The organism is Hymenobacter cavernae (assembly GCF_014641455.1).
Classification (GTDB): domain Bacteria; phylum Bacteroidota; class Bacteroidia; order Cytophagales; family Hymenobacteraceae; genus Hymenobacter; species Hymenobacter cavernae.
Map to the genome: position 1 here is coordinate 789530 of NZ_BMHT01000002.1, position 17794 is coordinate 807323.

At 56.2% G+C, this 17794-nt stretch carries 12 protein-coding genes; 10 read left to right on the top strand and 2 right to left on the bottom strand.

What is annotated here, in order from left to right; translation table 11 throughout:
* Nucleotides 1-62 precede the first annotated feature (62 nt).
* On the bottom strand, nucleotides 63-1397 hold the full coding sequence (locus tag IEX74_RS07675; RefSeq protein ID WP_188812748.1) for a TldD/PmbA family protein: 1335 nt from the start codon (nucleotides 1395-1397) through the stop codon (nucleotides 63-65).
* 110 nt (nucleotides 1398-1507) lie between these two features.
* The gene (locus IEX74_RS07680; RefSeq protein WP_188812750.1) at nucleotides 1508-3160 is read right to left on the bottom strand and encodes a TldD/PmbA family protein; all 1653 of its coding nucleotides are present in this window, start codon (nucleotides 3158-3160) and stop codon (nucleotides 1508-1510) included.
* A gap of 653 nt (nucleotides 3161-3813) precedes the next feature.
* Here IEX74_RS07680 and IEX74_RS07685 point away from each other — a divergent pair.
* The 10 genes from IEX74_RS07685 to IEX74_RS07730 all read left to right on the top strand — a co-directional run bounded on the left by IEX74_RS07685 (nucleotide 3814) and on the right by IEX74_RS07730 (nucleotide 17753).
* Entirely contained in the window at nucleotides 3814-5622 is a 1809-nt protein-coding gene (locus IEX74_RS07685; RefSeq protein ID WP_188812752.1) for a serine hydrolase domain-containing protein, read from the top strand.
* 253 nt (nucleotides 5623-5875) lie between these two features.
* A complete protein-coding gene (locus IEX74_RS07690; RefSeq protein ID WP_188812754.1) occupies nucleotides 5876-6568 on the top strand; it encodes a hypothetical protein in 693 nt (230 codons plus the stop codon).
* A 126-nt stretch (nucleotides 6569-6694) separates the two neighbouring features.
* The gene (locus IEX74_RS07695; RefSeq protein WP_188812756.1) at nucleotides 6695-7687 is read left to right on the top strand and encodes a PspA/IM30 family protein; all 993 of its coding nucleotides are present in this window, start codon (nucleotides 6695-6697) and stop codon (nucleotides 7685-7687) included.
* A 353-nt stretch (nucleotides 7688-8040) separates the two neighbouring features.
* Nucleotides 8041-9777 (top strand): OmpA family protein, encoded by a 1737-nt coding sequence (locus tag IEX74_RS07700; protein ID WP_188812758.1) that lies wholly within the window; start codon nucleotides 8041-8043, stop codon nucleotides 9775-9777.
* Nucleotides 9778-9997: 220 nt separating this feature from the next.
* Entirely contained in the window at nucleotides 9998-10774 is a 777-nt protein-coding gene (locus IEX74_RS07705) for an ABC transporter permease (RefSeq protein WP_188812759.1), read from the top strand.
* Nucleotides 10775-10953: 179 nt separating this feature from the next.
* Nucleotides 10954-11778 carry an ATP-binding cassette domain-containing protein gene (locus tag IEX74_RS07710; RefSeq protein ID WP_188812761.1) on the top strand — a complete coding sequence of 275 codons (825 nt, stop codon included), beginning with the start codon at nucleotides 10954-10956 and terminating at the stop codon, nucleotides 11776-11778.
* Nucleotides 11779-11866: 88 nt separating this feature from the next.
* Nucleotides 11867-12859, top strand: a complete 993-nt coding sequence (locus IEX74_RS07715; RefSeq protein ID WP_188812763.1) for a hypothetical protein — start codon at nucleotides 11867-11869, stop codon at nucleotides 12857-12859.
* A 58-nt stretch (nucleotides 12860-12917) separates the two neighbouring features.
* A complete protein-coding gene (locus IEX74_RS07720) occupies nucleotides 12918-14276 on the top strand; it encodes a sigma-54-dependent transcriptional regulator (protein ID WP_188812766.1) in 1359 nt (452 codons plus the stop codon).
* A 205-nt stretch (nucleotides 14277-14481) separates the two neighbouring features.
* Nucleotides 14482-16305 carry a sensor histidine kinase gene (locus IEX74_RS07725; protein ID WP_188812768.1) on the top strand — a complete coding sequence of 608 codons (1824 nt, stop codon included), beginning with the start codon at nucleotides 14482-14484 and terminating at the stop codon, nucleotides 16303-16305.
* 497 nt (nucleotides 16306-16802) lie between these two features.
* Complete coding sequence (locus IEX74_RS07730) at nucleotides 16803-17753, top strand: UTP--glucose-1-phosphate uridylyltransferase (RefSeq protein ID WP_188812771.1); 951 nt, start codon at nucleotides 16803-16805, stop codon at nucleotides 17751-17753.
* Nucleotides 17754-17794 lie beyond the last annotated feature (41 nt).

The window sequence follows — 17794 nt, forward strand, 5'->3', positions numbered from 1 at the left end:
TATGCCCGAGTAAAATGATGGTGTAAGTACAAATAGCGCGGAGCACTACCCCGCGCTACCAACTACACGGCGTCCGACAGACTGGTGAAGGTGAAATCCCGAATCTTCAGCGGCGGCACCAGGTTGCCGGCCAGGCGCACGGGCTTACCAATGGCTTCCAGGTTGTTGAGCATAATAACAGGCGACTCGTTGAAGCGGAAGTTCTTGACCGGGTGCTTGATCTTGCCGTTCTCGATGTAGAACGTACCGTCGCGCGTCAGGCCTGTAAATAATAGTGTTTGTGGGTCAACGGGGCGGATGTACCACAGGCGCGTGACCAGAATACCTTTCTGCGTGCCTTTGATCAGGTCGGCCGTGGTCTGGGTGCCGCCTTCCATAATCCAGCCACCGGGCCGCGGGATATCCGGAATGTTGCCTTTTTGCGCCCAGAAACGCGTGCTGTACAAGTTCTTAACTACTCCTTTTTCAATCCAGGTCACCTTCTTCTGCGGGCGGCCATCGGGCGAGAATGTCAGGTCGGGGATTTCGGCGTGCGTGGGGTCGGAGTAGATGGTCACGCGCTCATCGAACATCTTCTCGCCCTTGCGATTCCCGCCACCTTTCTTGCTCAGAAACGAGCGGCCTTCATCGGCATTGCGGGCGTCGAAGGCGTTCATCAGGGCACCTAGCAACGAAGCATCCGTGTTGGCAACCAGCGCGGCCGGCTCCAGAATCACGGTGTATTTGCCCGGCTCCATGGCCTTAGCCCCCACCGAGCCGGTGGCTTTGTCGGCCGCAATCTGGGTCAGAATCTTGGCATCGAACTTCGAAATATCGTTGAAGTCGGCCGTGGCGTAGCCCGAGCCGGTGCCTTCCTTGGTGCGCACCGTCACGGAGTACGAAAGGCCTGTTACCTGCTGATAAGCCTCAAGTCCTTTGTTGTTGCGCTTGGCAATGAAGCCAGCGGAGTCTTCCAGGAAGCCCGCGGAGTCCAGCTTTTTCGTGTCGCAGAGCTGCATGCTGGCGGCCGTCTGCTGGGCGCGGTAGTCGGGCGTGATGTTAGCCGTGCTCTGTGCAAAAGACGCGGGTGCAGTCAGGTATTGCTGCGGTCCGAGCAGGGGCACGTACTCCGGACTTTCGGGGGCTAGCTTCGCGATTTCTTCGGCGCGCTGCACGCAGCGGCGCAGGGTGGCGTCGTCGAACTGGTTGCAGGTGGCGACACCCGAGCGTTTGCCAAACCGCGACTCCACAGCCAGCGACACGTTGTCGACGGCGCCCGCGGTGGAGATGGTGTTGCGTGCCGAGCGAACGTTGCCGCCGATTTCGCCATTGAGCGTGGCCTCGCACTCGTCGGCCGTACTGAAGCTAAGCACCTTCTTCAGGATGGTCTGCGCTTCGTCTTTGGAAAGAATTGCCATGTATGTTTTTGTAAGGAGCTGTTAGCTGATGGCTATTAACTCTTTGCTTTCGTTCTGAAAGTCAGCTTAAAAAGCCAACAGCCAGCAGCTAAGAGCTAACAGCTAAGAAGTTACCCAATCTTGCGGGCGGTGTTAATCACGTTCACGCCGTTGAAGCGCGTGGTGGCCGAGCCGTGGCTCACGGCCGATACCTGCGAAGGCTGGCCTTTGCCGTCGAAGAAGGAGCCGAACATGCGGTAGTCCGACCGGTCGCAGATGGCGGCGCAGCTGTTCCAGAACTCCTGCGTGTTGGCCTGGTAGGCTACGTCTTCGATCATGCCGGCAATCTTGCCTTTCTCGATGGCGTAGAACACGGTGCCGCCAAACTGGAAGTTATACCGTTGCTGATCAATAGAATAAGAGCCGCGCCCGGCGATGTAAACGCCTTTGTCCACGTTCTTGATCATGTCGTCCACGCTCATCTTGGCCGTGCCGGGTTGCAGGCTCACGTTGGCCATGCGCTGAAACTGCACATCCTGCCACGATTGAGCATAGCAGCAGCCATCGGAGTGGTCTTGCCCTACGATGCCGGCCTGGTCGCGAATCTTCTGGTAGTCAACGAGCACGCCGTTCTTGATCAGGTCCCACTGGCCGGTCTTCACGCCTTCATCGTCGTAGCCCACGGCACCTAGGGAGCCGGGCTGCGTCTTGTCGGCCACAATGTTCACCAGCTTCGAGCCGTACTGGAAGTTCTTCGTTTTCCACTTATCGAGGGTGGCGAAGCTGGTACCGGCGTAGTTGGCCTCGTAGCCCAGCACGCGGTCAAGCTCGGTGGCGTGGCCGATGCTTTCGTGAATCGTCAGACCTAGGTGGTTGGGGTCGAGCACCAAATCGTACTTGCCTGGCACCACCGACTTAGCCGTGATTTTCTCCTTGGCTTGCTTGGCGGCCAACGTGGCATCAGCCAGGATGTCGTAGCTATTGCGGTAGCCGATCAGGCCAGTACCCGCGGGGCCCGCAACCTGATCAACGGCCTTCGGCGTGAGATACTCGTAACCTAGGCCCATCGGCGAGCTGAGCGCGTCACGCGAGCGGAACTTGCCCGTGGCCCGGTCGACCACCGAAACGGTGAAGGTTGGCCAAATGCGGTGAATGTCCTGATCAATATAGGAGCCGTCGGTGCTGGCAAAGTACTTCTGCTCGTTGATCTGGAATAGCGACGAGTTCACGAAGCTAGCTCCGTTGTCCAGCGCTTTAGCGTTGGCGGCCAGCAGCAATTCTACTTTCTGCGCAATGGGCACCTCAAAAGCGTTCTGCTGAATCGGCGTTTTCCAGCTCACTTCGCCGTAACCTTTCTGGGGAGCGAGCTGCACTTGCTCTTTCTGCACTTTCGAGTTGGCTTTGGCAATCTGCACGGCCAGCTGCGCGGCTTTCGCGAGGCCGGCTTCCGTGACGGAATTGGTGGCCGCGAAGCCCCAGGTGCCGTTGGCAATTACGCGCACACCGGCGCCGTAGCTCTCGCCGCTGGCAATGTTCTGCACCTGCTTCTCGCGGGTGAAAACACTCTGGTTGAGGTAGCGGCCGATGCGCACATCAGCATACGTAGCACCAGCCGACTTGGCCGCGTTCAGGGCCGCGTCGGCCATGCGTTTTTTCACGGCCGGGTCCACCTGCTCCAGCAGGCGCTCCGGGTCGACCAACGAGCCCCCAAACCCGGGAATACTCGGCAGGAACAACGCTCCGGCCGCCAGGCTGGTCAGGCCCACAAATTCACGTCTTTTCAAAGCAATTCAGGTTTTGGAGATGGAATAGAAGCGTAGTTTAGGCAGAATTGCGGAAAACTCAAGCCAAGAGACGCGGCCTGTGAATTAGGGCTGCATTGGAAGAGAAACACCTTGAAAAAGGAAATGACGCCTGTAAATAAAGGCCTAGTTTCTCAATTCCACAGGGTTTGTGCTGAGTTGCCCTAGCTCCAAGAGCGCAGAGGCACATGCCCGCACGGCTTCCAACCTAGGTAGACTACTGCGGGCTAAGCTAAAAAGAACTGCTCGATAGCACAACCTAGGTTCGCTACGCGCTGGCTGGTCAGGCACGCTTTTTGGATTTGCCGAATCTAGGTTCTTGGCTCTTAGAAAATTAGTTTATTCCAAAAAAACGATAAGCGCCGCTTGTGGCTGAGTCTATTAGATTAATGATACTACTTGTATGAAAAAAAGAGGCTGGAAGCTCGTTGGGCGCTTCTTAGTCTTTGCTGTACTAGGCTTGAGAGTAGATTGTGGGTTCGCTCAAGGTATTTGTAATCAATTTATTGCCGATAGGATAATCCAGATTCGGGTAGAGCGCCAGCAGCTGCTTGCTACGGATATAATCTAATAAAACTATTTCTCTAACAGAGGTACAGGCAGCGCCGCTGCCCGTACCTGATTATTACCTCTATTTGAAGAAATTATTTACCCTCTTTCTCGTACTATTTACCTTAAAAGCGGCAGCCCAAACCGGCGTCGCGGTTCCGGAGCTAGCTTCCTGCGATGCCACCATCCAGCAGTTTGTGAAGCGCTGGAACGTGCTGGGGGCTTCGGTGGCCATCACGCGCAACGGTAAACTCGTGTACGAACGGGCTTTCGGCCACGCCGACCTGGCCCGCACTACGCCTTTGCAGCCGTACCACTTACTGCGGGTGGCAAGCGTATCGAAATCGGTGACGGCTCTGGCAATTATGAAGCTCACCGAGCTAGGTCAGCTTAACTTGTCGCACAAAGTATTTGGCCCGGCCGGTTACCTCAACGATGCCTATTATACCGGCGCAATTACGGATGAGCGGCTCTACAACATCACGGTGCAGCAGCTGCTGGAGCACACCGCCGGCTGGGACCGTACCATTGGCTGCGACGGTTTCGGCGGCTGCGACCCGATTGATTTTCCGCTGCACGTAACGCAGGCTATGAAGGCCTCGAACCCGGTGGCCGACTCGGTGCTGGTGCGCTTCATGCTGACGAAAGGCCTGAACTACGCGCCCGGCTCGCACTACGCTTACTCTAATATCGGCTACCTGATTTTAGGAAAGCTGGTGGAAGTCGTTGCGCATCAGTCGTATGAGACGTGGGTGCGCGAGCATATTCTTCAGCCGAGCGGCGTGCTGGAGGCACACCTAGGTCGTAACCGGCAGGCCGACCGGCAGGAGCGCGAAACGGAATATCAGAGCACCGCCAAGATGCTTTCGTGCTACGGCACCGGGCAGAAAGTGCCGCGTGCGTACGGCGGCTTCAACCTGGAAGCCATGAAGGCGCACGGCGGTTGGCTCTTCTCGGCCCGTGACCTAGTCCGTTTGATGCTGGCCGCCGATGGATTCGCCACGCGCCCCGATGTGCTGGCTCCCGCCACCATCAGCACGATGGCGCAGCCTTCCGCCGTAAACTCCGGCTATGCCAAAGGCTGGCAGATAAGTCGTAGCGCTTGGTGGCACACCGGCTACCTCGATGGCTCTGCCAGCTACCTGGTGCGTACAAACGGCGGCTACACCTGGGCTATCCTACTGAGTAGCAGTAGTTCCGATCCGCAGTTCTGGGCAGACCTCGACCACCTAGGTTGGTCGTGCATCCGTGGCGTGACGAGCTGGCCCGAGCACGATTTGTTCGCACCCGAGCAGAATGCCACCGAACTCACCACCACTTCCCGCGACTCCACCAGCGAGCAACTACAGTGGCGCAATGGCAGCGGCACGCGTCGCTTGGTGCTGCTAAAAGCCGACAGTCCGGTTGATGCTTTCCCCGCCGATGGCCTGCGTTATCTGGCCAACTCAACGTTTGGCCAGGGCACCGACCTAGGTAACGGCACCTTCGTGGTTGCCAACGGCGATACAAGCGCGGTGCTGCTCAAGGGCCTCGATCCACGGCGAACGTATTATGCGCGGGTAGTGGAATATTCGCAAAACCTAGCTACCAACGGTCAGCCCGTGTACACGCTAGAGGGCAACCCAACCCTGACCTTACACCCAGGAGCTAGCCTGCTGGCCTTCAACGATTCGGAGCTGGAGGTATATCCTAACCCAACCTTTGATGAGCTATCAATCAAGAACTTACGCAACGCGTTGGCTTACGACGTGGTGAATGACGAAGGCATATCGGTGCAAAGCGGAACGTTGGAGCCGGGTAGTAAAGTAGGCGTTGGAAACTTAGTGCCAGGCCTTTATCTACTGCGCATGCACGCGGAGGATAAGGAAGTTGTGCGGCGCTTTGTGAAGGAATAAACAAAAGGCAACCCTTCAATTCTGATAAACCATGCTAGGTAGGTTTGTACACCTATTTAGCTGCTTATTATTCTGAAAAGAAATCCATTTCCATAATGGAAAAAATGTCCCTGTCAGGCCTAGCGCTTGGCAGGGATATTTTTATTATACATCTGATTATCAATACATTAAATAGCTAACCAAAAATAATTTTCGGGAACGGCACCGGTGTTGGATTTAGGTCCATGTACTCAATCACCAACCTGCCTTTCCAATGGCTATCCTGGACAACATCGCCAAAGCGGCGAAAGACTTTTTCATCGAAGACGACGGCCACGGTGCGGCGAAGGCCGAACCAACTCGGCCGCTGCCAACGGCGCAAACGCCTTACGTGCCGCCCGTAGCAGCTAGTCCAGCGGCCTTCGGATCGGCGCCAACTGCCACCGTCACGCAGCCCGAGCAGCGCCACCTCGACCACATTAGCGCGCTGCTGGCCGGCGACGGCAAAGACTTCGTGGCCTACACCAAAATGGTGAAGAGCATGGCCGCCAGTGGCTTAGCTGGCCCGGTGCTCTACCAAACGGCCTTCAACGCCTTTGCCGCCATCACTAGCCTCGACCTACCTAGCCTGCTAGCCTCCGCCGACCAATTCGAGCAAAAGCTAGCCGCCGACCGCAACAAAGTGCTGGAGCGCCACCGCGAAAAGCTAGGCGAAACCCAGACGCCAAAAGCGCCGCCGAGCGCCATTGTGCAGCTCTTACAACAAGAAAAGCAACTGCAAGCCGACCTAGCCGACCTCACGCGCAAGCTAGAGGAGAAGAGTCAGCAACTCGTGGCCGCCCAGCAGCAGCTCAACGACGAGCGCCAAAAAGCTACCGCCGCCCTCGCCTCCTACGAGCTAGCCAACGCCAGTGCCACCGCCGATTTGAAGGCGCACCGGCAAGCCGTCGGTGCTATGGTGAAATAGTGAAATGGTGAGGTGGTGAGTGGCTCCAAGCCTATCAGTAGTCGCTTCAATTCAATCACTAAGCCAGTGAGTCGCCGAAGCACTCAGTCATTCAAAACTTAAAACCCAACATTCAACCCTTCCAAAATGAACACGTTACTCTCTCCTTCTTCTCAAGATGCTGGCTTGCCCAAGTGGCAGAAGCCGGAAAAAGCCGCTGGCTGGGTCTTTTTAGCAGGTGCGGCCGCCGCGGGCGTGTACTTCTGGGGCCAGATCGTGCCGTATCTGGTTGACATCGTGTTTGATACTGTGAAGCTAGGTATCGGGGTAGGGGCGCTGTTCGTGCTGTTTTTGCTGGCTACCAATAAGCGCATCAAGGCTGGGCTGTGGTACGCCGGGCAGCGCATTTTTCGTACAGCCGCGGGCATCTTCGTCAATACGGACCCGATTGGCATTATGGAAGACTACATCCGCAACACCGAGCAGGAAGCCCACAAGATGAACGCCGAAGTCGGCCATATCGAAGGGGCCCACGAGCTGGTGAAACGCAAGATGAACGCTAACACCGAGCAGATGAAGGAGTACCTCTCGCTAGCTAGCTCCGCTGGCCGCCAGGGGGAGAAGGACGCCGCCGAAAGCTACGCCTCCCGCGCCGCCCAGCTGCAGGAGTACAATCAGCGCCTGCAGCCTATGCTCACCACCACGGCCAACGTGACGCTGGTGATGCGCCAAATCTTGAAAGCCGCCCTGCGCCAAATCGACGGTAGCAAGTTCAAGGTCAACCTATTAAAAGATGAGTACGAGCTCGTGAAACGCACCAGCTCTGGCATGCGTGCTGCCATGAACATCCTCCGCGGCGACCCCGACAAGAAGTACTTCTTCGACCTAGCCACCGACCGCGTCGCTCAAGACATGGCCCAGCAGCTCGGCCAAATCAAGCAGGCCATGCGCTATAGCCAGGAGTTTGTGAAGGAAATGGACATCCAGAACGGCGTGATGAGCGAGAAAGGCCAGTGCCTGCTGGAGAAATATCAGAAAGGCGACTTCAACGCCATCATGGAAGAAAAGCCCATCAACACCCTAAACGCTGCCCAAACTCGCAAAGCCACCGACGATGCCTATTCTAGCCTCCTTGATTAGTGCCCTCCTCAGCCTAGGTCTGGCTTGCCTGGTCGGCTAAGCTAAGGCTAATCAGAACGTCATGCTGAGCGCAGCCGAAGCATCTCTACCGTAGCGGTAATCCTAACTGTTAGGAAGTTACCACCACAACAACTGTACGCGAGATTCCTCGCAAGCTCGGAATGACGTGCTAGCGGAGCGGTAGAGATGCTTTGGCAAGCTCAGCATGACAGACTGCCTAGGTAGCTAGCTCAGCTAGCCTAATTCCCTAGAACCAACTCAGAAATCTTGCGCCGAAACCGGCGCACCAACCTCCTTTTGTCTTTACGAAAATGACTACTCGTGGTAAAATAGTACTAGGTGCCCTCCTCGCAGTGCTCCTTTACTTTGGCATCAACAAGCTGGTTTCCAGCGGTGCCGTGTTCAAAAAAGCCGAAGCCCAATCGGTATTACTCAACTCCATTGAACTGCCCACGGCTAGTGGTGGCTCTCGCGCCAACATCGCCGTGCCGCTGGCCCCGCTGCCGAGCGCCACGCCTGCTGAAAAAGGCTCGCCGGTGGTGTGGGAAGTAATGGCCTGGAACTCGCAAATGGCTGGTATGCTCGCCAACGGCGGCCCGCGCACCACGCAAGGTTCTAGCATGGCTGCCAACGGCCTCAACATGCAGATTGTGCGGCAAGACGACGTATCGAAAATGCAGGCCGACCTCGTGAAGAACGCCATCGACTTGCAGAACAACCCCGAAACGCCGGGCCTGATTGTCAGCATCATGGGTGACGGTTTGCCGGCTTTCTCGGCCGTGCAAATGCAGTTGCAAAAGGCAGGTACCAGCTTGCAGATTCTGCCTTATAGCTGCGGTAAATCGTTTGGCGAAGACAAGCTGATGGGCCCGAAAGAATGGCTCGACAACCCGAAATCGGCCCTCGGCAAAACCATTGCCTGCTATCTGCGCGACGGTGACCAGAACATTGCCCTGAAATGGTGCGCCGACAACGGCCTGAAAGTCAACCCTGACGAAACGACCTACGACCCCGAAGCTGTGAACTTTATGGCCGCCAGCGACTTCCTGGTAGCCGCCGAAAAGTACATCGTCGGCAAGCCGGAGTCGCGCACGAAAGTGGTAAACGGCAAGAATACCGGCGTGAAAATAGACGTGGTAGCCGACGGCGTCGCCACCTGGACCCCCGGCGACGTGAACATTGCCAAGCAGAAAGGTGGCCTCGTGAACATCGTCTCGACCAAGGACTACTCGAACCAGATGCCCAACATTATGGTGACGACCAAGCGCTGGTATGACGCTCATCAGAAAGAAGTTAGCGGCATCATGACCGCCATGGCCGTGGCCGGCGACCAAGTAAAGTCGCACCCCGAAGCCCTGCAACGCGCCGCCGACATCTCCGCCGCCGTGTACGCCGACCAAGACAAGCCCGGCGCCTACTGGCTCAAGTACTACAAAGGCGTGAGCGAAACCGACCGCAACGGCGAAGTGGTGGAGCTAGGTGGTAGCAAGGCCTTTAACTTCGCTGACAACCTGACCTTATTCGGCCTCGACAACGGTGGCACCAATATCTACGCCTCCGTCTACAAAACCTTCGGCGACGTGCAGAAGCGGCTGTACCCAAAGGAGTTGCCGAACTACGTGCCGCTCGATGAAATGCTCGACCTAGATTTGCTACGCAAACTGCAAGAGCAATACAAAGGTAAAGCCATTGCCCCGGCCGAAACGCAGAAGTTTGCCGCCGACGACGAAATCCGCCAGAGCGTGAGCAAGCGGGCCTGGAACATTGAGTTCGAAACCGGCAAGAGTACCTTCACGCCCGAAACGCAACGTCAGCTCAACCAGCTCTTTGACGACCTAGTGGTAGCTGGCCGCCTGAAAGTAGCCGTGCACGGCCACACCGACAACGTCGGCGACCCGCAGCGCAACCAGCAACTTTCCGAAGACCGCGCCCTGGCCGTGGAGCACTGGCTGGAACAAAAAAGCTCCAGCGCCTTCCCCGACGGCCGCGTTCAAGTGTACGCCCACGGCGCCACCGAGCCCGTCGCCAGCAACGCCTCCCCCGAAGGCCGCGCCCAAAACCGCCGCGTGGAGGTGGTGCTAGGCAACTAATAGTGTAAACAACCAGAACGTCATTTCGACCAGCGGGAGAAATCTCGCGTGCAATGGTAATCTCAATCGTCAGGAAGTTACCACTACAACGACCGCACGCGAGATTCCTCGCAGGGCTCGGAATGACGTTCTAGCGAAGCGGTAGAGATGCTTGACTTACGCCTTCCTCCGGTTCGACAAGTTCAGCATGACGTTCAGGTTTGTTAATTATACCTCTCCCATGAAAGAGCTATTTTCCCCTAATGCCAACCCGCAGCGACTGGTATTTATGTCGATGGTGGCCACGCAGGCATTCGTGCTGCTGCTGCTCTGGATGTTCTACCCGCTGCAACTTTTCCCGAGCCTAGGGGAAGTGTTCCGCTCCCTGGGTAGCCTGATTGCCGATCAAGGCCTTATCCAGGAGCTGTGGGCGAGCATGACGACGGCCCTACAATCCATTGCCATTGCCACGGTGCTGGCCCTACTAATTTCCTATCTCACGGCGCTGCCTTTCTTCCGGCCCATCGCCTACGCGGCTACCAAGATGCGCTACCTGACGCTCACCGGCCTCACGTTCTTCATGGCCCTGATGGTCAGCTCGGGCCACGAAGTGAAGCTCTCAGTGCTCATCTTCGGCGCGACGGTCTACCTCGTCACCGGCATGACCAGCGTCATCCTGACCACCACGCAGGAGGAAATGGACCATGCCCGCACCCTAGGTATGAGCGAGTGGCGCGCCTTCTACGAAGTGGTCGTGCTCGGTAAGCTCGACGAAATGCTGGAAGTCGTGCGCCAAAACTTCGCCATCATCTGGACCATGATTACGCTGGTCGAAACGCTGTACCAGTCGGAAGGCGGCATCGGCCTGCTGCTCTACAAGCAAAACCGCTACCTGCATTTGGATGGCGTGGTGGCCATTCAGCTAGTTATTCTAGCCACAGGGGCTTTGCAAGACTATGTGTTCGTGCTCTTGCGCCGCGTGTTTTTTCCTTACTCGTGGCTGGGTGCGGCCAAGTAGCGTGGTGCGTGGCGCCTCACCCCCTAGCCCCCTCTCCGAAGAGGAGAGGGGGACTAGCTCTAACACTAGACTTCTGACTTAAAAGCTAGCCCCAAAAACTAGACGCTAGTTCCCCTCTACTTTTCGGAGAGGGGCTAGGGGTGAGGCCCAATCGTTGAACAACACTCCCTCAAAAAACCATGACTCCCTATTTCTATAAAGAACCCGTTCTCACGCTCGACAACGTCTCCATGTCCTTCGGGGGCGAGCTGGTGCTGCGCGACATCAGCGCCCAGGTGCTCGACGTGGTGCGGCCCAACATGAAGCAAGGGCAGGTAGTCGGCTTCTACGGCCGCTCGGGTATTGGCAAGTCGGTGCTGTGCCGCATTATGGCCGGCCTCGTGGCCCCCACGAAGGGCACCGTGCAAGTAGGCGTGGAGCAAGAGCCCGTGAAGCCGGGTGCGGTGGGCTTCGTGCAGCAGCGCTACCCGCTGTTCAATCACCGCACGCTGGTCGATAACCTGCTGGTGGCCGCCGAGCGCAAGTACAACCCCGAGGAAGCCCGTCAGCAGGTGGAAAGCTACCTGGAGCGCTTCTGCCTTACGCCGCACCGCAAAAAGTACCCGGCTCACCTCTCCGGCGGACAACGCCAACGGGCCGCCATTGCCCAGCAGCTCCTCTGCTCCGACCACCTTATCCTGCTCGACGAGCCCTTCTCTGGCCTCGACATCGCCATGATCGATGAGGTGAAAAAGATCATCGTGGAAGTGACCACCATGGACGAGCTCAACACCGTCATCATCGTCTCCCACGACATCGTCACCACCACCGCCCTCGCTGACCGCCTCTGGCTGCTAGGCTACGAACGCGACGCCGCCGGCAACCTGCTGCCCGGCGCCACCATCAACCAGCAGCACCAATACAACCTCGCCGAGATGGGCCTAGCCTGGCACCCAAACGTGGAAGCCGAACCGGAGTTCGCGCAGTTTGTGGAGGAGATTAAAGAAGAGATTCGGCGGAGCTAATTCAATGCTTCATCAACTTTTTTGCTCAAATTATCTACAATTAGAAACAGTGTTTAATGCTATATTTATGGCATAAAAGAATAAATAGATGGATCCACTTATAAACGGCATAGAAATTTTTAGACATGTATTAAGTCAATATTCATGGACAGAGACTAATGATATTGTAGAAGCCAAGAGCTTGCTTGATAAACTGATAAATGAAACAAGAGGATTAGTTATCATGGACTTTCTTGACGCAGGCAGCTGGGATTCAATAGAAGGTATTGAAATAAAGGATAATTGCTTAGTCATGAAGTGGCATGATTACAGAGGTAAGATAGAAAACGTGATAGATAAGGAGATGAGGAGCTTTGTCTTTCCTGCTGACTTATACGCTTCTGTGTTGCATTTTAATGAACTTCGTATAATTAATACAGAACGTGCTCCTATAATATTATTGAGAGGTTATGCAATGAAAGATAAGGAGATTAAGAAATTGATTTCTAATAACGCGCAAGAATTTAATTTCTTTGACGATAATACCAATTTCTCAAAAACAGCAGTCGCTAGAACGCAAGATGCTATAGAAGTTTATTACTGTATAAATACACCTATCTTTTCATCTGTTATCATTCCTAAACGAATAGGGTTGTCTTCAAGTGATTCTAAAAAGATACTTTACAGGGTAAATCTGATTGACGCAGGACTGAGGTTAAACAAGGTTAAAATCGCCCTTGAAGATGAAAAATTAACAGATAAGGATGTTATATGTGAAAAATCAAATAGCGTTAGGAGAGTTTTTGAATCAATTTTAAAGGTTGAATGCTGTTATCGATATAGACAAATCAATGTTAAGAAGGATTATTCTGATTTAATGTTAGGTGATCTAGTAAAAGAAGTCAAGGAATTTAGAGAGGACTCTATCAAGTCGCTTCTAAACCAAATCGTAGTTCTTGCAAATGAATTATCGCATGATTCTGGAAAGCCGGTAACTAGGGATAAAGGTCTTTCGCTAGTCGCACTTGCTATAGTATATAATCAATTATTGACTGGAGATATAAATTCTAATCTGAATCCTCATTTCAAGAATATGCTATAATTTGCTGATAGATAACAAGCACTCATATAATCTTAGGTAGTTCATATTTCACACAAAAATGCCCACCGGCACACTCCTCCTCATCGACGACGAAGCCCGCTTGCGCCAGCTGCTAGCTAGGGTGCTAGAGCTGGAAGGCTACACGGTCGTGCAAGCGCCCGACGCCTACCGCGGCCTCGAACTGCTCCAACAGCACGCCGAGGAGGTGCTGGTTGTCATCTCCGACGTGAAACTACCCGATGCCAACGGCGTCGATCTGCTGCCCAAGTTTAAGGCCAAAGCCCCCGACGCGGAAGTGGTGCTGCTGACCGCCTTCGGCACCATCCCCGACGGCGTGCGGGCCATGAAGCAAGGCGCCTTCGACTACCTGACCAAAGGTGACTTCGAGCAGCAGCTCGTGGTGGTGGTGGAGCGGGCCGCCGAAAAAGCTAGGTTGCGCCGCCGCGTGACCGAGCTGGAAAAGAAAGTCGGCCAGCGCCACAGCTTTTCCTCCATGATCGGCGAATCGGCGGCGCTACGTAAGGCCCAGAACCTAGGTGAGCAAGTAGCGCCCACCGACTCGACAGTGCTGCTGGAAGGCCCCACCGGTTCGGGAAAGGAGCTGTTTGCGCAAGCCATTCACCAAGCCAGCGAGCGGCGCCTGAAGTCGTTTGTGGCCGTGAACTGTAGCGCCTTCCCGAAGGATCTGCTCGAATCAGAGCTATTTGGCTACAAGAAAGGCGCGTTCACTGGCGCCCTCACCGACAAGAAAGGCTTGCTGGAAGAAGCCAACGGCGGCACGCTGTTTCTGGACGAAATCGGTGAGCTGGAGTTGAACGTGCAGGCGAAGTTTCTCCGGGTGCTAGAGTTGCAACAGTTCACCAAGCTCGGCGACACCAAGCCTAGCTCCGTGAACGTGCGCCTCGTGGCGGCCACCAACCGCAACCTCAAGCAGGAAGCCGCCGAGGGCCGGTTCCGCCCTGATCTGTATTACCGCCTCTCGGTGTTCACCATCGACGTGCCGCCGCTCAAAGCCAGGCCATCCGACGTGCCGCTGCTGGCCGCTTTCTTCCTGAACTACTTCGCCGCCAAGCTAGCCAAGCGCCTGCCCGGCTTCGAGCCCGAATGCCTGCGCCTACTCCAGCAATACGAGTGGCCCGGCAACGTACGCGAGCTGAAGAACGTGCTCGAACGCGCCGCCATCCTCGCCCTCCCCAATGAACTCCTCACCGCCGACCTGCTCCCCGACGAGTTTCACGCCCGCGCCCGCCCCGTCCGCCTCGATGGCGACGACGACAGCCTGCGCGCCGTGGAAGCCCGCCACATCAGCCGCATCATGCTCGATCTGCAAGGCAACAAACCGGAAGTCGCCAAAAAGCTAGGTATCGGCCTAACCACGCTCTACCGAAAGTTGCAAGAGTACGGCATTGAGAGCTAGATAGTAGTTTATTCCACAGAACGTCATGCTGAGCCCCGCGAAGCATCTCTACCGCTTCGTTGCTAATACTGAACGATGTAGAGACGCAATATTTTGCGTCTCCTCGTTGAACGACCGGTCTGGAACGACGGAACACAAACAACGTCAGCAACGAGGAGACGCAAAATATTGCGCCTCTACAACCGACTAAGATGAATTGTCCATCATGTCTTTAAAAACCAAAATCCGGCTGAGCATTCTCACCATGCTAGGGTTGTTGCTGGGGCTAGGTGGCTACGCGTTTTTCACCATTCAGCGGCTAGAAGGTGGTGCGCGCGCCATGCAGCAGCGCAACTTCTTCTCCGTCGAATACGGGCAACAGATGCTGCTGGCGCTGGAGCAAATGGAGACGCAGCCTACCATAACGGCACCCTTGGAGCAATTCCGGCGAGCCCTGACCCGCGAGGCCACCAACATCACCGAGCCCGGCGAGCTAGAACTGGTCGATTCGCTCACCCAAACCCTAGCCGACTACCAACGCCTGCTCGATGATCGGGCGCCGCTTGCCCAGCGCTTGTCGATGCTGCACCAGCTCCGCGCAAAAACGCACCGGGTAGTTAGCCTAAACACCAAGTCTTTTAACGCTGAAACGCAGCGGGCCACTATCTCGGCGGCGCAGGCGCGGCGCTCGGTGCTGGTGTTCCTGGGGCTGAGCGCCTTGCTCGGGACAACGTTGGTCGTGCGGCTGCCGCGCATCTTGGTGCGGCCGTTGCGCCGCCTCACGGCGCAGGTGGAGGATGTGGCCGGCCCCGGTCCCGCGACACGCGTAGCCGTCAGTCAGCACGACGAAGTAGGCAGCATGGCGGAGGCCGTAAACCGCGTGCTGGTGCAGGCACAGGATGACCGCCGCGCCACCCGCGCCGAGCTGATAACCGAGCGCAACCGCATGGAAAGCATCGTGCAGAGCCTAGACGAAGGCCTGCTGCTAGTGGACCAAAATCGCAATATCCGGCTGGCTAACAAGGTTGCTTGCGAGCTGCTGAGCCAATCGGCGGAGCAGCTGGTGGGACACTCGGCGGAAGAAGTGGCGAAAGAAAATGAGCTGCTAGGTCGCGTATTGGCGCCCCTGGACTTGCCCCCGCAAGCCGACCCAGCGAAGTTGTCGCCGGTATTTACCTTGTTCTACAACGGCGAAGAAGCGTACTACCGCCTCACCGTGCACCCCATCGTTTCCTTCAACGAGGCGGTGGAGAAAACCGAGTTTGTAGGGCACATTCTGTCGTTGCGCAACATCTCGGAGTTCAAGAAGCTCGACCAAGTGAAGTCGAATTTCCTCGCCACCGTGTCGCACGAGCTGAAAACGCCGCTGGCGAGCATCAACCTGAGTCTGATGCTGCTGCAAGACGAGCGCACCGACGTAGCTGAGCGTCAGCGCATTGCTAGCGGCATCCGCGACGAAACCCAGCGCCTCCTCGGCATGGTTAGTCAGCTCCTCGACGTAGCCCGATTGGATGCCGGCGCCGGTATCAAGCTCAACGTGCAAACCGTGGCCCTCGCCGACGTAGTGCGCTACGCCACCGAAACGGTACGCCCCCAGCTCGAAGACAAAGAGCTAGGTCTGGAAATTCAGATTTCGCCTAGCCTACCCACCGTGCACGCCGACCTGGAGAAAACAACGTGGGTCCTGATCAATCTGCTATCCAATGCCATTCGCTATTCGCCGCACCGCGAAGCACTGGTTATCAAGGCGGTGCAATGGGGCGACATGGTGCGGCTGAGCGTGCAGGACCGCGGGCCGGGCATTTCGAGCCAATATCACAAACGCATTTTTCAACGCTTCGCCCAAGTGCCAAATCCCGGCGGACAGCGCGGCGGCTCGGGCCTAGGTCTGAGTCTGTCGCGTGAGTTCATCACGGCGCAAGGCGGCCAGCTGTGGGTGGAAAGTGCCCCCGAGCGTGGGAGTATGTTCTTGTTCACGCTACCCTTGGCCGTGCAGGAAACCTTGGCTGAAGTCGTTGATCAAAGCGAGTTAGAGCAAAGCGCAGAATGATACTGCCTGATGAATCCTAGGTTTAGGGAATGGACCACTTCGCCAGATGTCGGCCATGCTGCTCTACCGCTCAGCCGGATTTATAATCCGGTTGTCGGAAGTTGGGAGATTGGTAATCCCCTCCCGTGAAGCGGGCAGCTAGATTAGAACAACTCCAAACGGCGCGGCTTCGGCGGATTGCAAATCCGCTGCTCTGAAGACCGGATTGCAAATCCGGCCTGACTTTCACCTGGCCTTGTACGTCGTACCGAATAGCCGGCCGCGCAAAAGATGCTTTTCAATCAATACAGGCGCGCTTCGTTATTATGGCGTCGTCATATTCCCGTAGAAGCCTAGAAGAGCTAAGTTTTTGCCGTTTCTTTGTCATAAGCTCGGGTAGTGGCCGGCGTTAGGAAAGCTAGCCATCAGCCTGAGTTGTACAGCTCATCAACGACAAAACAGCAGCAGCAGACTCAGATGATGTTTGTCTGCTTAAAAGCTTAGTTATAATACGTAGCATGAAAGTTAGAAAAGCAGTGATTACCGCAGCGGCCCGTGGCGAGCGGTTGTACCCGGTAGCCGATACCATCCAGAAGGCCATGCTGCCGGTGATTGACGTGGACGGTTTGCACAAGCCTGTCATTCAGATCATTGCCGAAGAAGCGCTTTCCAGCGGTATTGAGGAAATCTGCATCATCTGCGCGCCCGGCGACGGTGAGCGGTACCTAGGTGCCTTCGCCTCTCTGCGCGACAACCTGGTGAAGTCGTACAAAGGCACTGACTGGGCGCGGGAAGAAGCCGAGAAGATCGATAACCTGCTCAGCCGCATTCAGTTCGCGGAGCAGTCGGAGCCGCTGGGCTACGGCCACGCCATCTACTGCGCCCGCGAGTTTGTGGGCAACGAGCCGTTTCTGCTGCTGCTTGGTGATTACCTCTACGTGTCGGATGTGGCGGGCAAGCGCTGCGCCGCGCAGCTGCTGGAGCTAGCCTCGCAGGCGGAGTGCTCGGTATCGGCGGTAAACCCCACGATTGAGCACCAGATCGGCCGCTATGGTACGCTCACGGGCAAGCACTTGCCCGGCGAAGTAGGCGTTTATCAGATTGAAAAAATCATCGAGAAACCCTCGCTGAGCACCGCCGAGCTGGAGTTGCAGACGCCGGGTCTGCGAGCCGGGTACTACCTCTGCTTCTTCGGCATGCACGTCCTCGCGCCCACGGTGTTCGAGATTCTGCAAAAGCAAATCGAGCAGGGCGGTACCAATATTCTGCTGACGCCCGCTTTGCAGGAGCTGGCGGCCACCGAAAAGTACCTGGCCCTCGAAGTGAAAGGCAACCGCTACGACCTGAGTCGCCGCCAAGGCCTGCTGAGCGCCCAGGTAGCGCTGGGGCTAGCTGGCAAAGCCCACGACGAGACGCTGACTACGATGGTGGAGCTGCTAGCCGAGGCAAACAACCGCAAGTCGAAATAGGCTGATCCGGTAGAACAATGTAGAGACGCAATATTTTGCGT

Coding starts and splice junctions, on each gene's coding strand:
- IEX74_RS07675 (WP_188812748.1), bottom strand. CDS start 1,397: ATGGCAATTCTTTCCAAAGACGAAGCGCAGACCATCCTGAAGAAGGTG.
- IEX74_RS07690 (WP_188812754.1), top strand. CDS start 5,876: ATGGCTATCCTGGACAACATCGCCAAAGCGGCGAAAGACTTTTTCATC.
- IEX74_RS07695 (WP_188812756.1), top strand. CDS start 6,695: ATGAACACGTTACTCTCTCCTTCTTCTCAAGATGCTGGCTTGCCCAAG.
- IEX74_RS07705 (WP_188812759.1), top strand. CDS start 9,998: ATGAAAGAGCTATTTTCCCCTAATGCCAACCCGCAGCGACTGGTATTT.
- IEX74_RS07710 (WP_188812761.1), top strand. CDS start 10,954: ATGACTCCCTATTTCTATAAAGAACCCGTTCTCACGCTCGACAACGTC.
- IEX74_RS07715 (WP_188812763.1), top strand. CDS start 11,867: ATGGATCCACTTATAAACGGCATAGAAATTTTTAGACATGTATTAAGT.
- IEX74_RS07720 (WP_188812766.1), top strand. CDS start 12,918: ATGCCCACCGGCACACTCCTCCTCATCGACGACGAAGCCCGCTTGCGC.
- IEX74_RS07725 (WP_188812768.1), top strand. CDS start 14,482: ATGTCTTTAAAAACCAAAATCCGGCTGAGCATTCTCACCATGCTAGGG.
- IEX74_RS07730 (WP_188812771.1), top strand. CDS start 16,803: ATGAAAGTTAGAAAAGCAGTGATTACCGCAGCGGCCCGTGGCGAGCGG.